Here is an 18,884-nt window from a genome sequence, read left to right as displayed (position 1 = left end):
GCCGCGCGGTAACCCCCACCCCCTCGATCAGGAGGCAGTACCTTGCGATCCTTCCTGCGCCCCACCGGGCGCCGCGCCGCGATATCCCTGGCCGGCGCCGTCGTGCTCGGCGTGTCCGGCGCCGCCGTGGCCACCAGCGCGAACGCCGCCGGCGGTGCGGCGGCCGCGGCCACCACCACCGGGCACTCCGGGACCACGACCTGGTCCCGGGCCTGCGACACCCCCGCCCCGGGGCTGGCGGCCTGCCACGCGCTGCGCGTCACCAACGCGCCCGAGCACATCCGGGCGCTGGGCGTCACGCCGAACGCCACGCCCTCCGGCTTCGGCCCGGCCGACCTGCGCTCGGCCTACAACCTGCCGGCCAACGGCGGCGCCGGGCAGACGGTGGCGATCGTCGACGCCTACAACGACCCGAACGCCGAAGCCGACATGAACATCTACCGCGCCCAGTACGGGCTGCCGGCGTGCACCTCGGCCTCCGGCTGCTTCAAGCAGGTCAACCAGAAGGGCGGCAGCAAGCTGCCCAAGGGCAACACCGGCTGGGCCGGCGAGATCTCGCTGGACCTGGACATGGTCTCGGCGATCGCGCCGAACGCCCACATCATCCTGGTCGAGGCCACCACGGCCTCGATGACCAACCTGGGCACCGCGGTCAACACCGCCGTCAGCCTGGGCGCGAAGTTCGTCTCGAACAGCTACGGCGGCGGCGAGTCCAGCGCCGACACCGGCTACGACAGCTCGTACTTCAACCACCCGGGCGTGGCCATCACCGTCTCCTCCGGCGACAGCGGCTACGGCGTGGAGTACCCGGCGGCCTCGAAGTACGTGACCTCGGTCGGCGGCACCGCGCTGAAGAAGGACGGCTCCACCCGAGGCTGGAGCGAGTCGGTCTGGTCCACCAGCGCCAGCGAGGGCGCGGGCTCCGGCTGCTCGGCCTACGACGCCAAGCCGAGCTGGCAGACCGACACCGGCTGCGCGAAGCGCACCGTCGCCGACGTCTCAGCGGTCGCCGACCCGGCCACCGGCGTCGCGGTCTACCAGACCTACGGCGCCTCCGGCTGGGCCGTCTACGGCGGCACCTCCGTGGCCGCCCCCCTGATCGCCGCCGTCTACGCCGACGCCGGCACCCCGGTCGCGAGCATCCCGGCGGCGAACCTGTACAGCCACGCCTCCGCCCTGAACGACGTGACGACGGGCGCCACGGCGAGCTGCACGCCCGCGTATCTGTGCGCTGCGAAGGCCGGGTACGACGGGCCGACGGGGCTGGGGACGCCGAACGGGCTGGCGGCTTTCACGGGGTGAGGCACGCCGATACGTAAAGCACGTCGGAGCCGGACCCTTCGCGGTCCGGCTCCGCCTTTTCGTGCGTCGGTATGCCCTCACTCCCCCGCCGGGAAATCCGCCGCCGCGCTCGTCTCGGCCCACTTGCGCGCCTCCGCCAAGCGGGCCTCGCCCGACTCGATGGCCATGGTCACGGCCTGGGCGCCGAGGAGCAGGCGGCGGGGCGGGTCGGGGCGGGTCACGGTGTCGATGATGACCTGGGAGCCGCGGGACGGGTCGCCGGGTTGGGTGCCGTCGGTGTCGGCGCGGGCGCGGTTCATGATGCCGACGGTTGCTTCGTAGTCCTCGCCGACGGGGTGGAGGGTCATCGACGGGCCCTGCCAGTCGGTGCGGAAGCCGCCGGGCTCGACGATGACGACTTTGAGGCCGAAGGAGGCGACTTCGGTGGCCAGGACTTCGGAGAAGCCCTCGACGGCGTGCTTCGCGGCCTGGTAGGAGCCCATGCCGGGGGTGCCGCCGACGCGGCCGCCGATCGAGCTGAACTGGACGAAGGTGCCCGAGCGTTGGCGGCGCAGGACGGGGAGGGCGGCGCGGGTCACGTTGTAGACGCCGAAGAAGTTGGCTTCGAACTGGGTGCGGAAGTCGGCCTCGGCCATCTCCTCGATGGGGGCGCTGTTGGCGTAGCCGGCGTTGTTCACGACCACGTCGAGGCGGCCGAAGGCGTCGACCGCGGTCTGGACGGCGGCGCGGGCGGCGTCGGCGTCGGTCACGTCCAGGGCGGCGGTGCGGACCTGCTCGCCGTACGCCGCCACCAGGTCCCGCAGCTGCTCCGGCCGGCGGGCGGTGGCCACCAGCCGGTCCCCGTGCGCCAGCACCGCTTCCGCCAGGCTGCGCCCGAAGCCCCGGCTCGCACCGGTGATCAACCATGTCCGGGACATGACAATTCCTTTCGCCGACTGCTGGAGATCCTCCTCCACCACTGTCGCGCGGGCAGGCGGATCGCGCAGCAGTCATATGACCGAGATACGTGGGGCGAGCCGGTTCATACGATGGTTTGGTGGCTCACGAAGCGAAGCAGCAGTTGCTGGGACGGCAGCGGGAGCTCGAGGCCCTGGACGGCCTGTTGCGCGCGGTGTGCGCCGGACGCGGTCGGGCGCTGGTGCTGCGGGGCGAGGCGGGCATCGGCAAGACGGCGTTGTTGAGTCAGTTGGCGGTACGGGCCGGGGCTGAGGTCGGGGCCGGGTCTGGGGCCGGAGCCGAGTCCGGAGCTAGGACCGGGACCTGGACCAGGACCGGGACCGGGACCGCAGCCGGGACCGAGCTGCGGACGCGCGCCAAGCAGCAACCGCAGGTGATCCGCGCAGGCGGCGTCGAATCCGAGGCGCAGTTCGCCTACTCGGCCTTGCAGCGATTGTGCGATCCGCTGGTACCCCACCTCGATCGGCTCCCGGCACCGCAGCAGAACGCGTTGAGCGTGGCGTTCGGGCTGCGGGCAGGCGCGGAGCCCGAGCCGGGCGCGCTCGCGAACGCGCTGGTCGGCTTGCTGACCGCCGCGACGGCCGACGCGCCGCTGCTCTGTTTGATCGACGACGCGCACTGGCTGGACGAGCCCTCGCGGCGGTTGTTGGCGGTCGTAGGGCAACGGCTGGAGCGCTTGCCAGTCGCCGTCGGGCTGGTGTTCGCCGAAGACCACTGCGGCGACGCGCTGCTCGGCCTGCCGTCGCTGGAAGTGAGCGGGCTCGCGGACGAAGACGCCTGGACGCTGCTCGACGCGGTCCTGGCGGCGCCGATCGGACCCCGGGTGCGGAACCGCATCGTCGCGGAGGCCGGCGGGAACCCGTTCGCCCTGCTCGATCTGCCGCGCGAACTGTCGGCGACGGAGCTGGCGTTCGGGTTCGGCGGCCTGGCGACCGGCGGCACCGGCGGCGGCGGCGGAACAGTGTCGCGGATGGAGGAGGAGTTCGCTCGACAGCTGGAGGGGCTGCCGACGGACACTCGCACGCTGCTGGTCCTCATCGCCGTCGAGTCGACGGGGCAACAGCCGTTGCTGCTGGACGCCGCACGAGTCCTCGGCATCGGCGAGGACGCCGCAGCTCCCGCCGAGAAGGCCGGGCTGCTCGAATCCGAGGAGCCGGTGCGCTTCCGGCACGCGCTGATCCGGCGAGCAGTGTGGCGGGGCGCGGACGCGGCGACGATGCGCGCGGTGCACCGGGCGATCGGCGAGGCCATCGACGCCGACGTCTACTCGGAGCGGCATGCCTGGCACCTCGCGCACGCCGCCGCCGGGCCCGACGAGGTGGCAGCGGCGGCACTGGAGAGCGCGGCGTATCGAGCGCTGGCCCGCGGAATCCAGCCCGCCGATCCGAGGCCGGATGAAGCGACGACTGAAGAAACAAGTCCGACCCCGGCTACAGGCCCAGGCCCAACTCCAAAACCCACCCCACCCCCCTGGCGCCCCGGCCGCCCCGCAGCCGCCGTCTTCCTCGAACGCGCCGTCGCCCTCACACCCGACCCCGCGAACCGCACCCGCCGCGCCATAACGGCCGCTCGCGCGCTGCTCGACGCCGGGACTCCCACGCGCGTGCCCGATCTGCTCAACGCTGCCGAGCTCGGGGCGATGGACCCTGCGCAACAGGCCGAGGCGGCGCGCCTGCGGGCCAAGGCGTCCTACCTCCTCAACCCCGGTGCCGGCGCCGTCGAGCCGCTGCTCGCCGCGACCGGCCGGCTGGCGCGGCTGGATCCGGTGGCCGCTCGCGAGACGCATCTCGCGGCGCTCGGTGCGGGGATCTGGGCCGGGCGTCTCGATGGCGGTGAGCTGCGACGGGTCGCCGAGGCCGCCGCCGATCTGCCGCCCGGTGAGGAAGTGGCGGGGATCCTGCTGCGCGCCTTCACCGCTTGGGCTACCGACGGCTTCGACGACGCGGTCCCCCTGCTGCGCCAGGCCGTGCACGCCTTCTCCGACGAGGACGTCCCCGGGCTGCTGTGGTCGGTCATCAACGCCGCCGTGGTGCTGGGCGACGTCGGGATGTGGCTGGACATCACCGAGCGCGCCATCCGGTTCGCGGACGCCAGCGGGCAGTTGTCGGTGCTGCCGACCGCGCTGACGAACCGCGCGGTCGCGCTCGGGCACTCGGGACGGTTCGCCGAGGCGTGGCGGTTCGCCGCCGAGGCCGAGGCGGCCGGGGAGATCACCGGGCAGAACTCGCACATCGTCGCCGCGACCATGCTGGAGGCGTACCGGGGCCGGGAGCAGGCGGCGCTGGCGCTGATCGAGGCGCTGGAGGACGACGGCCGGCAGCGCGACCTGGGCCGCCTGATCGGCGCCGCCGAGTACGCCCGCGCGGTCCTCTACAACGGTCTGGGCAACTACCCGCTGGCGATGGAGGCCGCGCTCCGCGGCATCGCGTTCCAGAACATGTCCGTGCATCATTGGACCCTCACCGAGCTGGTCGAGGCGGCAGCCCGGTCCGGCGCGCCGGACGCGGCCGGGCAGGCGCGCGAGCAGTTGGCGGCGTGGAGCCGGGCCGGAACACCCTGGGCCCTCGGCGCCCACGCGCTCGCCGTCGCCGTCGCCGTCGCCGTCGCCGGAGAGCCCGGGCAGACAGCGGCCCGGACCGAGTCCCGCTACCGCGAAGCGATCGAGCACTTCGGCCGGGCCGGACTCGGCACCTTCGAGGCCCGCGCCCGCCTGCTTCTCGGCGAATGGCTCCGCCGCCAGAACCGCCGCGCACAGGCCCGCACGGAGCTCCGGACGGCGCACGAAGCCTTTACGGCAATGGGCTTGGAGGGCTTCGCCGAACGCGCTCACCGCGAACAGCTGGCCACCGGCGAGACCGTCCGCAAGCGCACTGTCGGCGCCCCGGTTCTGACCCCGCAAGAGAATCAGATCGCCAGGCTGGCGGTGGCCGGTGACTCCAATGCGGAGATCGGGGCGCAGCTGTTTCTCAGCCCTCGTACTGTCGAGTGGCACCTGCGGAAGATCTTCACCAAGCTCGGCATATCCTCACGCCGCGAACTCGACGGCGCGCTCCCCGATGATGATTCGGCCGACCACGGTTCGGCCAACGACGACCCCACCGCCGCAGCCTAAAAGTCCTGATCAAGTCACCCCGACCGACAGCCCGAGACAGCGCCGGTCAGGTCCGCCCCTGTGCCAACGCCGACGGTCGCCTTGTGCGAGCTCCGGCGGTCTGCCCTACGCCAACCCCAGCCATCCGCCCCTAAGCCAGCGCCGTCCGCAACTCCCGCCGCGAGCTGATCCCCAGCTTCACGAACACCTTGCGCAGATGCCATTCCACCGTCCGCGCACTCAGGAACAGCTCCGCCCCGATCTCCGCGTTCGACCGCCCGTCCCGGGCCCGCCGCGCGATCTGCCGCTCCTGCCCGGTCAGCTCGACGGCCCGCTCGGCGGCCGGCTGGGCCACCGCCACCCCGCACGCGGCGAGCTCCAACCGCGTCCGCTCGGCGAAGGCCTCGGCCCCGATCTCCAGGAACAGGTCGTGCGCCTTGCTGAGCTGCCCGCGCGCCTCCAGATCGCGGTCCTCGCGCCGCAGCCACTCGCCGTAGACGAGGTGCGCCCGCGCCAGCGCGACCGCGCCGCGGCTGCGGCCGAGCCGCTCGATCGCCTCCCGGTAGAGCCCGTCGGCCGTCGCCCCGCTGCTGATCAGGGCCCGCGATCGCGCCTCGATGCCCAGGCCCCACTCCGTCATGCTGGGCGCCGTGGTCAGCGCCAGCCGCTCGACGGCTTGCAGCGCCTGCGCGCTGTCGCCGCTGCGCGCCGCCGCCTCGGCCAGTTCGGTCAGCGCCCAGGCCGCGAACGCGGTCTCCGGGTTGTTCGCGGTGGCCAGCGCGGCGGCGTTGCGGGCCTCGACGAACCGGCCCAAACCGTTCTGCAGCACCGCGTTCGTGTAGTGGACCAGCGTGAACCCGATGCCCTCGCTCCGCTCGGCCGCCGTGGTCTCCACCGCGCGCAGCAGTTCGGTGGCCCGGGCCTGGTCGCCCTGCCAAGCCGCCACCGACGCCGCGTCGTAGTTGGGGCGCGCGATCCCGGTGGCCTCCGCGACCGCCTCCGATTCCTCCAGCAGCGCCGCGGCGGCCTTGAACTGCCCGGCATGCAGATGCGCGGCGATCCGCTGAGTCAGCGCGACCGGCAGCATGACCAACGCGCCGCTGTCCCGGCTGTGGCGCAGGTTCAGCTCGGCAATCGCCTCCCAGGCCGCGTCGTCCCAGATCTCGTAGCTGCCGTGGCCCGCGATGGCCAGCCAGCGCGGCGCTTCGGCGGCCGGGAGTTCGTCGCGGCGGAAGGCGTCCAGCGCCGCACGGACCAGCGGCGTGCCCTTGGCGTGGCCTTCGGTGTAGAGGACGGCGAACGCGTCCAGCAGCAGATCCTGAGCGCGCGGCGTACGGCTCGGCGCGGGCGCGGACATCGCCGCGGCCGCGACTTCGGTGACGGTGGCGCGGTCGGCGAACCGGCCGGCCGTCAGGGCGAAGGTGATGGCGTCGAGGAACGTCTCGCGGGACAGCGTCGGATCGAGCCGCTCGAACCGCCGCGCCGTCTCCAGCAGGATCACCGGGGCCGCGGCGACGTCTCCGGTGGCGAACGCGAGATGGCCGCGCAGCTGGCCGACGTGGGCCGAGCGCAGTTCGTCGGCCGGCCCGGACGCCACCCTGTCGAGCAGGACCCGGGCCCCGTCGGGGGCGCCGGCGTGGACCTTGTTGCGCGCCGCGCCGAGTTCGCGTTCGGCGCGCAGCTCGGGATCCGCGGTCAGCGTGGCGGCGCGCTCCAGGAAGGCGGCCGCCGCCGCGAGACCGCCTCGCGCCTGAGCGCGTCCGGCCGAGGATTCGAGTTCGGCGGCGACGTGGTCGTCCCGGCCTTCGGTGGCGTGGGCGAGATGCCACGCGCGGCGGTCCGGGTCGGTCTGCGCGCAGGTCGCGTCGGCCAGCGCTTGATGGACCCGGCGCCGGGACTCGGGCGCGGCGGGCCGATAGACGGCCGAGCGGACCAGGGGGTGACGGAACGCTATGCGCACGCCGACGCTCAACAAGTCGGCTTCCTCGGCCGCGCCGCCGGCTTCGGGGCTGAGCCCGAGCGCGGCCGCGGCCCGCCAGATCAGGACCGGATCACCGGCCGAGTCGGCGGCGGCGAGGAGCAACAGTTCCTGGGAATCGGCGGGCAGCTCGGCGATCCGGCGGCGGAAGCTCTCCTCGATCCGTCCGCTCAGCGCGGTCGCTTCGAGCAGGCCGAAACCGCCGGCCAGGCGGTCGGGCGAGGCGAGGGGGAGTTCGAGCAGCGCCAGCGGATTGCCGCGCGCCTCGGCCAGCAGCGCGGCGCGCACGCCGTCGTCGAGCGGCCAGCGGACGACCGAGTTCAGCAGCTGCTGCGCGGCTTCCGGGCCGAGGCCCAGGACCGTCAGCCCGGTCAGGCCGCGCATGCTGGGGACGGGCTCGCGGGTGGCGATCAGCATGAGCACCGACTCGGCGCGCAGGCGCCGGGCGACGAAGGCGACGACCTGGGCCGAGGCGTCGTCGAGCCAGTGCGCGTCGTCGACGACGCAGAGCAGGGGGCGGTCGCGGGCGGCTTCGGCGAGCAGGTTCAGCATGCCGAGGCCGACCAGGAACGGGCCCGGGGGCTCGCCGCCCTTGAGGCCGAAGGTCGTCGCCAGCGCCTCGGCCTGCGGACCGGGGAGGCGGTCGATGCCGTCGAGCAGCGGCAGGCCGAGCTGGCTGAGCGCCGCGTAGGGCAGCTCCATCTCCGATTCCACGCCGGAGACGCGCAGGACCTGCACGTCCGAAGCGGACTGCAGGGCGTGGTCGAGCAGCGCGGACTTGCCGACGCCGGCTTCGCCGAGCAGCACAAGGACGTCGCTGCGCCCCTCGCGCATCGACTTCAGTAACGCATCCAGCCTCGCGCACTCCGCGCGGCGCCCGAACAGCATCTTGATCTCCCGGAACCGGTTCCGTAACCCCGGGGGAAGTCTTACACAGAGCGGGGAACAGCGCCTTTTGACCTCAACGCGGTGGTGGAGGTCGACACCGGCGGCACTGGAGCGGCACTGGGGCGGCACGGGGCCGGCCCGGCCAGTGTTCGCCACGGGTTCGGGGCCTCGCGGTCGCGGGAGACCGTAGCGGCATGGAATGGATGTTCATTGAGGCGTACTGCGCGATGTTCTACGGGTCTTCCCGCTCCACGAAGACGGAGCTGAATCCTGGCGGCGAGTCCGCCCCGACCGAGATCGACTTGTGGCTCACGAGGCAGACATACGAGTTCGCCACGGCCCATGACACCTGCACGAAGTGCGGAGCCGGGTTCCGGCGGAAAGTGAGCCTGGCGGCCGTTTTCGACGTACGCGACGAGTCCGTGGCTCCGTGGCGAATCGGTGTGGACACCAGATGCCGGGGCTGGCGAAGGCATCGGCACTCGGCGTCGGTGACGGAGTCGCGAGGCGGATTGCGCTTCGAGCCGTTGCGGCCTGGTTGATCACAGCACATTCAGTCATCCCCACCCGTCCCCGTCGCGGATGCCGCAGGCCGCAGGCCGACTGCGCGTCACGTGACTGATGTGCCGCCGAGGGCGAGCTGGCCACAGTGAAGTCAGCTCGCCTGGTTCGGCGCGCATCCGCAATCTTCTGAGGAGAGTCATGAAACGACGGCTTATGACAGTCGCGGCCGCCGTGCCGGTCGCGGCCGCCGCCTACCTTCCGGTGAGCGCTTCGGCGGACACCTTTCATACGGTGAACGGCCCGGCTCAGAGCCAGGCGCAGAAGGGCGGGAACAGCGGGAGCAGCCTCAGCTGTACGTCCTTCAAGGTGTCGGCTCCTGATGGCGCGGTTGTGGAGTCGGTGTCCACGGCGCAGGTGGCGGCCGGTCCGTATCTGGTGCCGGGACCGGCGCCGCTAGGCGGGTACACGGTGCCGGACGTTCCGGCACACTGCGAGGTGACGGTCGGACTGACGCACCCCGGCGGCGGCGATCACGCGAAGGTGCAGGTGTGGCTGCCCGACGCGGGATGGAACGGCCGGTTCCTGGCGGTGGGCGGGGCGGCGTATCAGGCCGGGGATCTGGGCGCGGTGGCGACTCAGGTCAAGGCCGGATACGCGGTGGCGACCACGGATGCCGGGGTGAGCAACGGGCTGGACGTCTCGTGGGCGCTGAAGGCCGACGGATCGCTGAACCAGACGCTGCTGGAGAACTTCTCCTCCCGGTCGGTGCATGAGATGTCGGTCGTCGCCAAGCAGGTCATCGCGACCGGGTACCGGCACGCGGCGTCGTACTCGTACTTCAACGGCTGCTCCACCGGCGGCCGACAGGGATACATGGAGGCTCAGCAGTACCCGACGGACTTCGACGGCATCAACGCCGACGCGCCGGGCATCAACTGGGACCAGTTCGAGGTGGCCACGCTGTGGCCGCAGGTGGTGATGAACGAGGCCAAGACCTACCCGACCGCGTGCGAGTTCGACGCGTTCAACGCCGCGGCGATCAAGTCCTGCGACAAGCTCGACGGGCTCGTCGACGGGTTGATCAGCGACCCGGGCAAGTGCGATTTCGACCCGCGCCGGCTGGTCGGCACCACAGTGGTGTGCGACGGCAAGCAGGTCACGATCACCGCCGCCGACGCCGCGGTGGTGCGCAAGATCTGGGACGGTCCGCGCGACACGAACGGGAAGCGGCTCTGGTACGGGCTGCCGGTCGGCGCGACGTTCAACTACCTGGCGGCGTCGCAGCCGGACGGGAACGGCGGCACGGTGGGCTCGCCGTTCTTCGTGCCGTCGGTGTGGGTGTCGACCTTCGTGAAGCAGGATCCGGCGTTCAACACCGCGAACCTGACCTACGCGCAGTACGACCGGATCTTCCAGCAGGCGCGCGCGAAGTTCGACGCCGAGATCGGCACGCGCGACGCCGACCTGAGCGCGTTCCGCAACGCCGGCGGGAAGCTGATCACCTGGCACGGCGACTCCGACCAGCTGATCCCGACGGCGGGGACGATCGACTACCGGCAGCGCGTCGAGGCCCGGATGGGCGGGTCGAAGAAGGTCGACGACTTCTACCGGGTGTTCCTGGCGCCGGGGACCGCGCACTGCGGTCTGGTCGGCGGTTCCACGGTGGACGACCTGTCGGCGCTGACCGCGTGGGTCGAGCAGGGCAAGGCGCCGGCGGTGCTGCACGCGACGCTGACCACGGCCGACCAGAAGAACGTGCAGCGGGACCTGTGCCGGTACCCGATGGTGTCGCACTACACCGGTGGCGACCCGGCCAAGGCCGGCAGCTTCCGGTGCGTGAGCCCGTCGCAGTGGTCGAAGTCCTGAGTCCTGGAGCCTGAGGACCGCGTAGACAGAACCAAAGGACTGGAGCCCTGGCGATTCGCCAGGGCTCCAGTCCTTTGTCCAGCCGTCTCCGTCTACATGGTTCCCGGATTGACGACGACCGAGATGTTGCCGCTCGTGGCCTTCGAATACGGGCAGATCCGGTGGGCCTCCGCGGCGAGTTCCTCAGCGGTCTGCTGATCCACTCCGGCGAAGCGGGGCGTCAGGATCGCGGACAGCGCGAACTCGTCGCCGGTGACGCTGAGCGTCACCTCGACGGTGATCTCGGCGCCGGCGGGGCGGATGTGGCGGCGGGCGGCGGCGGTGCGCAGGGCGCCGAGGAAACAGGCGCCCCACGCTGCCGCGAAGAGTTGTTCGGGGTTGGTGGCGCCGCCGGTGCCGCCGAGCTCCTTCGGGACGGCCACGCGATGTTCGAGCATGCCGTCCATCGCGCGGGCCACGCCCCCGTTGCGGCCTTCGCCCCAGACTTCGACGGTGGCGGTGTAGCGGGCGGCCATGGTGGGGTTCTCTTTCGTCGGGGTGGCGGAGGTTCCGGCTATGGACGCACCAGCTGGTTCCGGCTCTCGACGACCTGGATGGTCTGCTTCAGGGCCTTCTCCAGGACGCCCTTGCCGACGCTGCCCAGCAGCAGGCCGGTGACGCGGCCCTTGACGTTCTTGCCCTCGCGGACCACCACGACGTCGAGCTGGGTCTTGCCGTCCGGCAGCGGCGTGAAGGTGTAGGTGTGGCCGGAGGCGCCGCCCCAGATGTTGGAGTCGACGGTCTTCATCACCACGCGGCGCGGGTCCGACCAGTCGTACTCCAGCCGCTCCCAGATGCCGCCGGAACCCTCGGTGACGTCGGCGTGGGTGGCGTCGGAGGAGTGGACCTTGAGGTAGTCGTCGGAGCTGTTCTTGAACAGCTCCTGCCGGCCCGGGCCGAAGTCGGTCAGGCTCGCCACGAACTGCTCGGGGGTCACCGTCGTCTGCTCGCTGAAGTGGATGGTCGCCATCGGGATCGCTCCTCGTGCTCGGTCTGTCGGTTTCCTTCGTGCTGCTCCAACTGCTCCAAGACTCGCCCCGGGGGCGGGCGCGCCGAGCCGGTGGCCGACCCTGGTCGCGCCCGCCCGGGGCCCCGGGGTGCCGGGCCCGGGACCCGGGGCCCGGGTACCGGCCAGGGTTCGCCCCTGGGGCGACGGGCCCGGGTCCCGGGGGATGGTGATGGTGGCCGGCGAGTGCCGGCCCCCAGCGCGAACGGGCTAAGGAGCTGACGATGGTGGACTTCAAGATCGAGGTCGTGGTCCTGCCGGTCTCGGACGTGGACCGGTCCAAGGACTTCTACAAGCGGATCGGCTTCCGCGAGGACGTCGACTACACGGGCCCCGGCGGGTTCCGCGTCGTCCATCTCACCCCGCCGGGGTCGGCGGCGTCGGTGATCATCGGCAGCGGTGTCACCGACGCCGCCCCGGGCTCGGAGCGCGGCGTGCACCTGGTCGTGGACGACGTCGTCGCGGCCCGGGCCGAGCTGGTCGCGGCCGGCGTGGCGGTGAGCGAGGTGTTCCACGACGCCGGCGGCGTCTTCCACCACGCCGGCACCGCCGAGCGCGTTCCGGGGCCGCATCCGGCGCGGCAGTCGTACGGGTCGTTCGCGTCGTTCGCCGACCCGGACGGCAACACCTTCGTGCTCCAGGAGATCACCGCCCGGCGTCCGGGGCGGATCAGCCACGTCGTCTACCGCTCGGCAGCCGAACTGGAGCAGGCGCTGCGCGAGGCGGCGGTAGCGCACGGCGAGTACGAGCGCGAACTCGGCCACCACGACGAGGACTGGCCCTCCTGGTACGCCGCCCACATGGCCCGCGCGGCTGGGCTGGGCGCTTGAGGGCGGACGCCGGGCTGCACGGCCGGGCCCGCGAGCTGGAAGTCCTGGACCGCCTGCTGCTGGAGCTGCGCGACGGCCGCAGCCGCGCCCTGGTGCTGCGCGGGGAGTCCGGCGTCGGCAAGACCACGTTGCTGGCGCACCTGGCCGAGCGGGCCGGGCGGGCCGGGCGGGTCGTGCGCACCGCGGGAGTGGAGACCGGGTCGGAGATCGCCTACTCGAATCTGCACGAGCTGTGCGCACCGCTGATGCACCGTTTCGGCCGGCTCACGCCGGCCCAGCAGGAGGCCCTGGGCACGGCGCTGGGGATGGGCGACGGGTCCGCGGGCCATCTGCTGGTCGGGCTGGCCGTGCTGGACCTGTTCGCCGAGGCCGCGGTCGAGGAGCCGCTGGTCTGCGTCGTGGACGACGTGCAGTGGCTGGACGGGATGTCGGCGGCGATCCTCGCGTTCGTCGCCCGGCGGCTGGACGCCGAGGCGGTGGCCCTGGTCTTCGCCGTGAACACCACCGCCTCGGCCCTGGCGCCGGCCAACGACCGGCTGCTGGCCGGGCTTCCGGAGCTGCGGGTCGAGGGCCTGGCCGACGAACCGGCGCGGAAGCTGCTGGCCTCGGTGCTGGCCGGGCCGGTGGATCCCGGGGTGCTGGACCGGATCGTCGCCGAGTCCCGCGGCAACCCGCTGGCGCTCCTCGAACTGCACCGTGATCACAGGTAGAAGCAGTCAAAAGCAGTCAGAAGCAGGTAGAAGGAAGAAGCAGGCGGCATGGAGAGCATGAACACGACGTTGGTGGGCCGGGACCGGGAGCGCGCGGAGCTCGCAGCGTTCGTGGCGGCCGCCGCCGGCCACGCCCTGATCCTGCGCGGCGAGACCGGGGTGGGCAAGAGCGCGCTCCTGCACGACACCGCGGCGCGGGCCGAGCGCGACGGGCATCGGGTGGTGCGTGCCGCCGGGGTCGAGGCCGAGGCCGGCCTGGCCTACGCCGGCCTGCACCAGGTCCTCTATCCGCTGCTCGGCGACCTGGCCCAGCTCGACGCCGGCACCCGCGCGGTGTTCGACGCCGTGTTCGGCGGGGCCGGCGCCGAGCCCGGCGGCCCGGCCTCGGTGATGACGCTGGGCATCGCGGTGCTGAACCTGCTGTCCCGGGCCGCCGCGCGGCAGCCGCTGCTGCTCGCGCTGGACGACGCGCAATGGCTGGACGACGCCAGCGCCGACGTCTGCGGCTTCGTCGGCCGCCGGCTGGCGGGCAGCCCGGTGAAGCTGCTGGCGGCGGCGCGCTCCGACGTCCCCTCGCGGTTCGACACCGCGGCGTGGGCGGAGCTGCCGGTCGCCGCGCTGTCCGAGGCGGATGCCGGCGTCCTGCTGGACCGCCGCCACCCGGAACTGCCGCGCGCCGTCCGGCGCGTGGTGCTGGAGCAGGCCCAGGGCAATCCGCTGGCGCTGCTGGAGCTGCCGGCGCAGTTCGCCGGGCGGTCCGGCGAGCTCCTCGACGACCCGTTCGGGCAGCACACCGGACAACCCGGCGTCCCGCTGCCGCGACGGCTCCAGCACCTCTACGGCGCCCGGATCCAGGCCCTGAGCGACCCGGTCCGCGCCGAGCTGCTCAAGGGCGCGCTGGACGGGGCCGGCGCGCGGCCCGACGACGGGGCCGCCCCCGGGGCGCGCTACCGGATGCGGGACGCCGACGAGGCGGTGGCCGCCGGGCTGCTGGACATCGATCCGGCCGACGGCGGGTTCGCGTTCCGGCATCCGCTGGTGCGCTCCACGATCGTGCAGCTGGCCACGCCGAACCAGCGCCGGGCCGCGCACCAGGAGCTGGCCCGGGTGCACCGGGAGCACCTGGAGCGCCGCGCGACGCATCTGGCGGCGGCCGCCGTCGACCCCGACGAGGAGGTCGCCGACGTGCTGGAGGCCGCGGCCGAGTCGGCGACGCGGCGCGGCGGCGCGCTGGCCGCGGTGGCGTGGCTGACCCGGGCCGCCGAGCTCAGCGAGCACCACGCCGACCGGTCCCGGCGGCTGGCCGACGCGGCCTTCATCGCCAGCAACGCCGGCCGCCTGGGCCAGGCGCACCGGCTGGTGCTGGCCGATCTCGCGTCCGGCACCACCGAGTCCCCGGCCGCGGTGCTGGCCGCCGCCTACCAGGCGCTGTATCAGGACGGCGACGTCCGCTCCACGCACCGGCTGGTCGCGGCCGCCGTCGAGAAAGTGCGGGACAGCGGCGCGACCGAGCCCGACGAGGTGGTCGCCCGCTTGGTCGACTTGCTGCTCGGGCTCAGCTCCTTCGCGGGCGAGGAAGGACCCTGGGACCGCGCGCGGGAGCTGCTCGACTCGCTGGGCGGCCTGGTCACCGACGGCTCAAGGCTCTACAGCGATGTCTGGAGCGACGTGGTCCGCCACGGCCTGGGCCGCACCGAGCCGGTGGCCGACGCCGTCGCGAAGCTGCCGGACCTGGAGCCCTGGGACGTCACGCGGCTCGGGATCACGGCGCACCACCTCGACATGCTGAGCCAGTACCGGCCGCATCTCCAGCGGGTCGTGGACCGCGAGCTGGAGACCGGGGCCGTCGCCAGCGGCCTGGTGATGCTGCACCTGATCATGCTCGACCAGATGGCGGCCGGCGAGTGGGCCGACGCCGAGCAGACCGGGGAGCGGGTCCTGGGCCTCGCGGTCGAGCACGGGCTGGAGCTGTTCGCCGCCCAAAGCCGCGCCTACCTGGCGCAGGTCGCGGCGCTGCGCGGGCAGCTCGCCCGGGCCCGGGACCTCCAGGCCGAGACCGAGGCCTGGGCCCGGCCGCGCGGCCTGGGGCTGCTGACGCAGACCGCTGACGCCGCCGGGGCGAGCGCCGCGTTGAGCGCCGGGGACTACGAGGCGGCGTATCTGTACGCGATCGGGGTCACGGCGCCGGGGACCTTCCAGCCGTACGCGCATCAGGCGCCGCGGATGCTGCTGGACCTGGTGGAGGCGGCGCTGCACACCGGGCGCGCGGAGGAGGCGCGGCGGCACGCGCAGGCCGCGCTGGACGCCGGGCTGCCCGCGATCTCGCCGCGGCTGGCGGTGGTGACGTACGGGGCGCTGGCGATGACGGCGGAGACGGAGCGCGAGGCGGCGGAGATGTTCGCACTGGTCGAGGCACATCCGGACGCGGCGCGGTTCCCGTTCGAGGTGGCGCGGATCCGGCTGGCGCACGGGACGCGGGTGCGGCACGTGGAGGGCCGGGCGGCGGCGCGGCAGTACCTGCTGCCGGCGGCGGAGGCGTTCGAGCGGCTGGGGGCGGCCGGGTGGACCGAGCGGGCGCAGTCCGAGCTGCGGGCCACCGGCGCGGCGCCGCGGGCGTCGACGCTGCACCTGGCGACGCTGACGTGGCAGGAGCGGCGGATCGCGGACCTGGCGGCGAGCGGGCTGACGAACAAGGAGATCGGGACGCGGATGCATCTGTCGCCGCGGACGGTGAGCTCGCATCTGTATCGGATCTTTCCGAAGCTGAACATCACGACGCGGGCGGCGTTGCGGGACGCGTTGAGTCGGAGCGAGGAGGCGGTGGGGGTCGGGGTGGGGGTCGGGGCGGGGGTGCTGGTGTGAGGGGGTCGGGGCGGGGGTGCTGGTGTGAGGGTGCCGGTGCTGGTGCGAGGGCGGCTTGAGTGTCTCGGCGTCATGTGACTGATGTGGGTCCGGGCCCGCTGGACGACAGTGGATTACGCCAGCAGAGCTCTTGGAAAGGTTCAGACATGATCAACAGGCGTACGTTCACCAAGGCGGTGGGCATGGGTGTGGGGGCCACCGCGGTGTCGGTGGGGGTCGGGGCGGGGACGGCTTCGGCCTCGGCCTCGGCCGTGAGTTCAGCGTCGGCTGCGGAAGCGGGGCGCGGCGGGCCGCACCGGCCGTCGGTGAAGCCGGCGATCCCGCTGATCGCCCCGGGCACCCACACCGCGTTCCCGGCCCTCAAGCAGGTGCGCGCCGGGGTGCTCGACGTCGGCTACGCCGAGCTCGGCCCCAAGCACGGCCCGGTCGTCATCTGCCTGCACGGGTGGCCGTACGACATCCACAGCTTCGTCGACGTCGCGCCGCTGCTGGCGGACGCGGGTTACCGGGTCATCGTGCCCTACCTGCGCGGCCACGGCAGCACCACGTTCCTGTCCGGGTCGACGTTCCGCAACGGCCAGCAGTCGGCGGTCGCGGTCGACATCATCGCCCTGATGGACGCGCTGAAGATCCGGCAGGCGGTGCTCGCCGGCTTCGACTGGGGCTCGCGCACCGCCGACATCGTCGCGGCGCTGTGGCCCGAGCGGGTCAAGGCCCTGGTCTCGGTCTCCGGCTACCTGATCACCAACGTCGAGGCGCAGAAGACACCGCTGCCGCCGAAGGCCGAGCAGGTCTGGTGGTACCAGTACTACTTCGCCACCGACCGCGGCAAGGTGGCGATGCAGACGAAGCAGAACCGGAACGACCTGTGCCGGCTGGTGTGGGACGACGTCTCCCCCACGTGGGCGTTCGACGACGCGACCTACAACCGCACCGCGGCCGCGTTCGACAACCCCGACTACGCCGCCATCGTGATCCACAACTACCGCTGGCGGCTGGGGCTGGCCGACGGCGAGCGCCGCTACGACGCCTTGGAGGCGAAGCTCGCGGCGCGTCCGACGATCGGCGTGCCGACGATCACGATCGACCCGGACCGCGACCCGTTCCTGGCGTCGACGGACGGCACGGCGTACCGCAAGTTCTTCACCGGGAAGTACGAGCACCGGGTACTGACCGGCATCGGCCACAACACGCCGCAGGAAGCGCCGAGCACCTTCGCGCAGGCGGTCGTCGACGCGGACTGGATGTAGGGCTTCACACGCCGATGACCTGGATCGCGGCCCAGAGCGCGGTGGTCGCGACCAGCAGTGTGGCGGGGACGGCGAGCAGGCCGAGCCGCGTGTAGGTGGCGAGGCTGACCTGCTCGCCGTGGGCGCCGAGGACACGGCGCCACAGGAGGGTGGCGAGCGAGCCGATGTAGGTGAGGTTGGGCCCGAGGTTCACGCCGAGCAGGACGGCCAGCAGCAGCGGCGGCCCGGCGACCGCGGCGGCCGGGAGCAGGACCAGCGTGGCGGGGAGGTTGTTGACGACGTTGGCCAGCGCGGCGGCCAGGAACGCGGCGCCGAGCAGGGCCGGCAGCGAGGCACCGTGCGGGAGCAGGTCGCGGACATGGGTGCCGAGGCCGCCGGCGGTGGCGGCCTTGACGACGACGCCGAGGGCGAGCACGAAGGCGCAGAAGAAGGGGGAGGCGGCGCCGCCGAGGACGGCGAGGGTGGTGCGGCGCTGGGCGAGCGCGCGGCCGCCGAGGACGAGGACGCCGGCGAGGGCGGCCCAGGCGGGGTTGAGGCCGGCGAGGGAGGTGACGGCGAAGCCGGCGAGGGTGGCGATGACGACGGTGAGGGTGAAGAGGGGGATGGTGGTGGGGGTGGGTTCGGTTTTGGGGTCGGCGGAGGTTGCGGGCGCGGCGGCGGCTTCGGGGTCGGCGGAGGTTGCGGACGCGGCGGAGGTTGCGGACGCGGCGGCGGCTTCAGGGTCGGCGGCAGTTCCGGTGTCGGTCGCGGTGTTGGAGTCGGAGGAGGTGTTGGTGTCGGGGTCCGGCGCGGCGTTGAGGTCGGCGGCTGGTTGGTTTTTTGTGTTCGGCTCCGGCTCCGGCTCTGCCGCGAGGTCGTCCGCGAAGAACCAGCGGAACAGCAGGTACTCGACGGCGATGGCCAGCAGCCAGGGGGCGGCCATCAGTGCGGCGAAGTGGCCGAAGGTCAGGCCGGAGGCGGCGAAGGCGAGCAGGTTCGTCAGGTTCGACACCGGCAGGAGCAGCGAGGCCGAGTTCGACAGGTGTGCGCAGGCGTAGACGTGCGGCCGGTCGCGCACCCCGGCGCGGACCGTCGTGGCGAGCACCACCGGTGTCAGCAGGACCACGGTCGCGTCCAGGCTCAGCACCGCCGTGGTCAGCGCGGCGACGACGAACACCGCCAGCAGCAGGCGTCGGGCGCGTCGGGGACCGCCGATCTCGGAGCCGTCGCGCGCCGTCGCCGCTGCCCGGGCCATCGCCGCACCGGCCGCCGCGAACAAGCCCTCGTCGGCGCACAGCTGCGCCAGCACCAGCACCGCCGCCAGGAACGCGACGGTCGGGGCCAGCGCGGTGATCTCGGACCAGGCCTGATGCGGCGTCACCGCGCCGATCGCCACCACGATCCCGGCGGCCGGCAGCGCCGCCGCGGCCTCGGGCCAGCCCCGGGGGCGCACCACCGCGAAGATCAGCACCCCGAACAGCAGCGCGATGGAGACTGCCTCGCGGGCGGCGTGTGCGGTCACAGGCATGATCGTATCCAGGCGCGCGGGGGCCGCTTGACCTTCACGTCAATGGCAGGGTCGCACCATCGATCACGCAGGCGTTCGAGCTGGTGATGGAGGG

The 18,884-nt window shown here is 73.0% G+C and carries 12 protein-coding genes; 7 read left to right on the top strand and 5 right to left on the bottom strand.

What is annotated here, in order from left to right; translation table 11 throughout:
* The first annotated feature begins 42 nt into the window (after nucleotides 1-42).
* On the top strand, nucleotides 43-1,302 hold the full coding sequence (locus ABD481_RS11260) for a S53 family peptidase (RefSeq protein ID WP_344665531.1): 1,260 nt from the start codon (nucleotides 43-45) through the stop codon (nucleotides 1,300-1,302).
* A gap of 77 nt (nucleotides 1,303-1,379) precedes the next feature.
* Here ABD481_RS11260 and ABD481_RS11255 read toward each other — a convergent pair whose 3' ends face one another.
* Nucleotides 1,380-2,219 (bottom strand): oxidoreductase, encoded by an 840-nt coding sequence (locus tag ABD481_RS11255; protein ID WP_344665530.1) that lies wholly within the window; start codon nucleotides 2,217-2,219, stop codon nucleotides 1,380-1,382.
* Between the two features lie 119 nt (nucleotides 2,220-2,338).
* Between ABD481_RS11255 and ABD481_RS11250 the strand changes: the two genes are divergently transcribed.
* A complete protein-coding gene (locus ABD481_RS11250; RefSeq protein ID WP_344665529.1) occupies nucleotides 2,339-5,371 on the top strand; it encodes a helix-turn-helix transcriptional regulator in 3,033 nt (1,010 codons plus the stop codon).
* Nucleotides 5,372-5,501: 130 nt separating this feature from the next.
* On the opposite strand, the gene ABD481_RS11245 is transcribed toward ABD481_RS11250, so the two are convergent.
* A complete protein-coding gene (locus ABD481_RS11245) occupies nucleotides 5,502-8,216 on the bottom strand; it encodes an AAA family ATPase (protein WP_344665528.1) in 2,715 nt (904 codons plus the stop codon).
* A 702-nt stretch (nucleotides 8,217-8,918) separates the two neighbouring features.
* On the opposite strand from ABD481_RS11245, the gene ABD481_RS11240 reads away from it, so the two are divergent.
* Nucleotides 8,919-10,586, top strand: a complete 1,668-nt coding sequence (locus ABD481_RS11240) for a tannase/feruloyl esterase family alpha/beta hydrolase (RefSeq protein ID WP_344665527.1) — start codon at nucleotides 8,919-8,921, stop codon at nucleotides 10,584-10,586.
* Nucleotides 10,587-10,678: 92 nt separating this feature from the next.
* Here the strand turns inward: ABD481_RS11240 and ABD481_RS11235 are convergent, their stop codons facing one another.
* Nucleotides 10,679-11,101 carry an Ohr family peroxiredoxin gene (locus ABD481_RS11235; protein WP_344665526.1) on the bottom strand — a complete coding sequence of 141 codons (423 nt, stop codon included), beginning with the start codon at nucleotides 11,099-11,101 and terminating at the stop codon, nucleotides 10,679-10,681.
* Nucleotides 11,102-11,139: 38 nt separating this feature from the next.
* Nucleotides 11,140-11,595 carry a hypothetical protein gene (locus tag ABD481_RS11230; RefSeq protein ID WP_344665525.1) on the bottom strand — a complete coding sequence of 152 codons (456 nt, stop codon included), beginning with the start codon at nucleotides 11,593-11,595 and terminating at the stop codon, nucleotides 11,140-11,142.
* A gap of 260 nt (nucleotides 11,596-11,855) precedes the next feature.
* Between ABD481_RS11230 and ABD481_RS11225 the strand changes: the two genes are divergently transcribed.
* The 4 genes from ABD481_RS11225 to ABD481_RS11210 all read left to right on the top strand — a co-directional run bounded on the left by ABD481_RS11225 (nucleotide 11,856) and on the right by ABD481_RS11210 (nucleotide 17,283).
* A complete protein-coding gene (locus ABD481_RS11225) occupies nucleotides 11,856-12,461 on the top strand; it encodes a VOC family protein (protein WP_344665524.1) in 606 nt (201 codons plus the stop codon).
* Nucleotides 12,458-13,171 (top strand): AAA family ATPase, encoded by a 714-nt coding sequence (locus ABD481_RS11220; RefSeq protein ID WP_344665523.1) that lies wholly within the window; start codon nucleotides 12,458-12,460, stop codon nucleotides 13,169-13,171. The genes ABD481_RS11225 and ABD481_RS11220 overlap by 4 nt, the downstream gene beginning before the upstream one ends.
* A 48-nt stretch (nucleotides 13,172-13,219) precedes the next feature.
* On the top strand, nucleotides 13,220-16,033 hold the full coding sequence (locus tag ABD481_RS11215; RefSeq protein ID WP_344665522.1) for a helix-turn-helix transcriptional regulator: 2,814 nt from the start codon (nucleotides 13,220-13,222) through the stop codon (nucleotides 16,031-16,033).
* A gap of 146 nt (nucleotides 16,034-16,179) precedes the next feature.
* A complete protein-coding gene (locus tag ABD481_RS11210; RefSeq protein WP_344665521.1) occupies nucleotides 16,180-17,283 on the top strand; it encodes an alpha/beta fold hydrolase in 1,104 nt (367 codons plus the stop codon).
* Between the two features lie 4 nt (nucleotides 17,284-17,287).
* Here ABD481_RS11210 and ABD481_RS11205 read toward each other — a convergent pair whose 3' ends face one another.
* Nucleotides 17,288-18,784 carry an SLC13 family permease gene (locus ABD481_RS11205; protein ID WP_344665520.1) on the bottom strand — a complete coding sequence of 499 codons (1,497 nt, stop codon included), beginning with the start codon at nucleotides 18,782-18,784 and terminating at the stop codon, nucleotides 17,288-17,290.
* Nucleotides 18,785-18,884 lie beyond the last annotated feature (100 nt).

Source organism: Catenulispora yoronensis (assembly GCF_039531695.1).
GTDB lineage: Bacteria > Actinomycetota > Actinomycetes > Streptomycetales > Catenulisporaceae > Catenulispora > Catenulispora yoronensis.
The sequence above is the reverse complement of the archived record's forward strand: the minus strand, read 5'-3'. Positions and strand labels throughout refer to the sequence as shown.

Coding starts and splice junctions, on each gene's coding strand:
- ABD481_RS11225 (WP_344665524.1), top strand. CDS start 11,856: ATGGTGGACTTCAAGATCGAGGTCGTGGTCCTGCCGGTCTCGGACGTG.
- ABD481_RS11210 (WP_344665521.1), top strand. CDS start 16,180: ATGATCAACAGGCGTACGTTCACCAAGGCGGTGGGCATGGGTGTGGGG.
- ABD481_RS11235 (WP_344665526.1), bottom strand. CDS start 11,101: ATGGCCGCCCGCTACACCGCCACCGTCGAAGTCTGGGGCGAAGGCCGC.
- ABD481_RS11245 (WP_344665528.1), bottom strand. CDS start 8,216: ATGCTGTTCGGGCGCCGCGCGGAGTGCGCGAGGCTGGATGCGTTACTG.
- ABD481_RS11240 (WP_344665527.1), top strand. CDS start 8,919: ATGAAACGACGGCTTATGACAGTCGCGGCCGCCGTGCCGGTCGCGGCC.
- ABD481_RS11230 (WP_344665525.1), bottom strand. CDS start 11,595: ATGGCGACCATCCACTTCAGCGAGCAGACGACGGTGACCCCCGAGCAG.
- ABD481_RS11255 (WP_344665530.1), bottom strand. CDS start 2,219: ATGTCCCGGACATGGTTGATCACCGGTGCGAGCCGGGGCTTCGGGCGC.
- ABD481_RS11215 (WP_344665522.1), top strand. CDS start 13,220: ATGGAGAGCATGAACACGACGTTGGTGGGCCGGGACCGGGAGCGCGCG.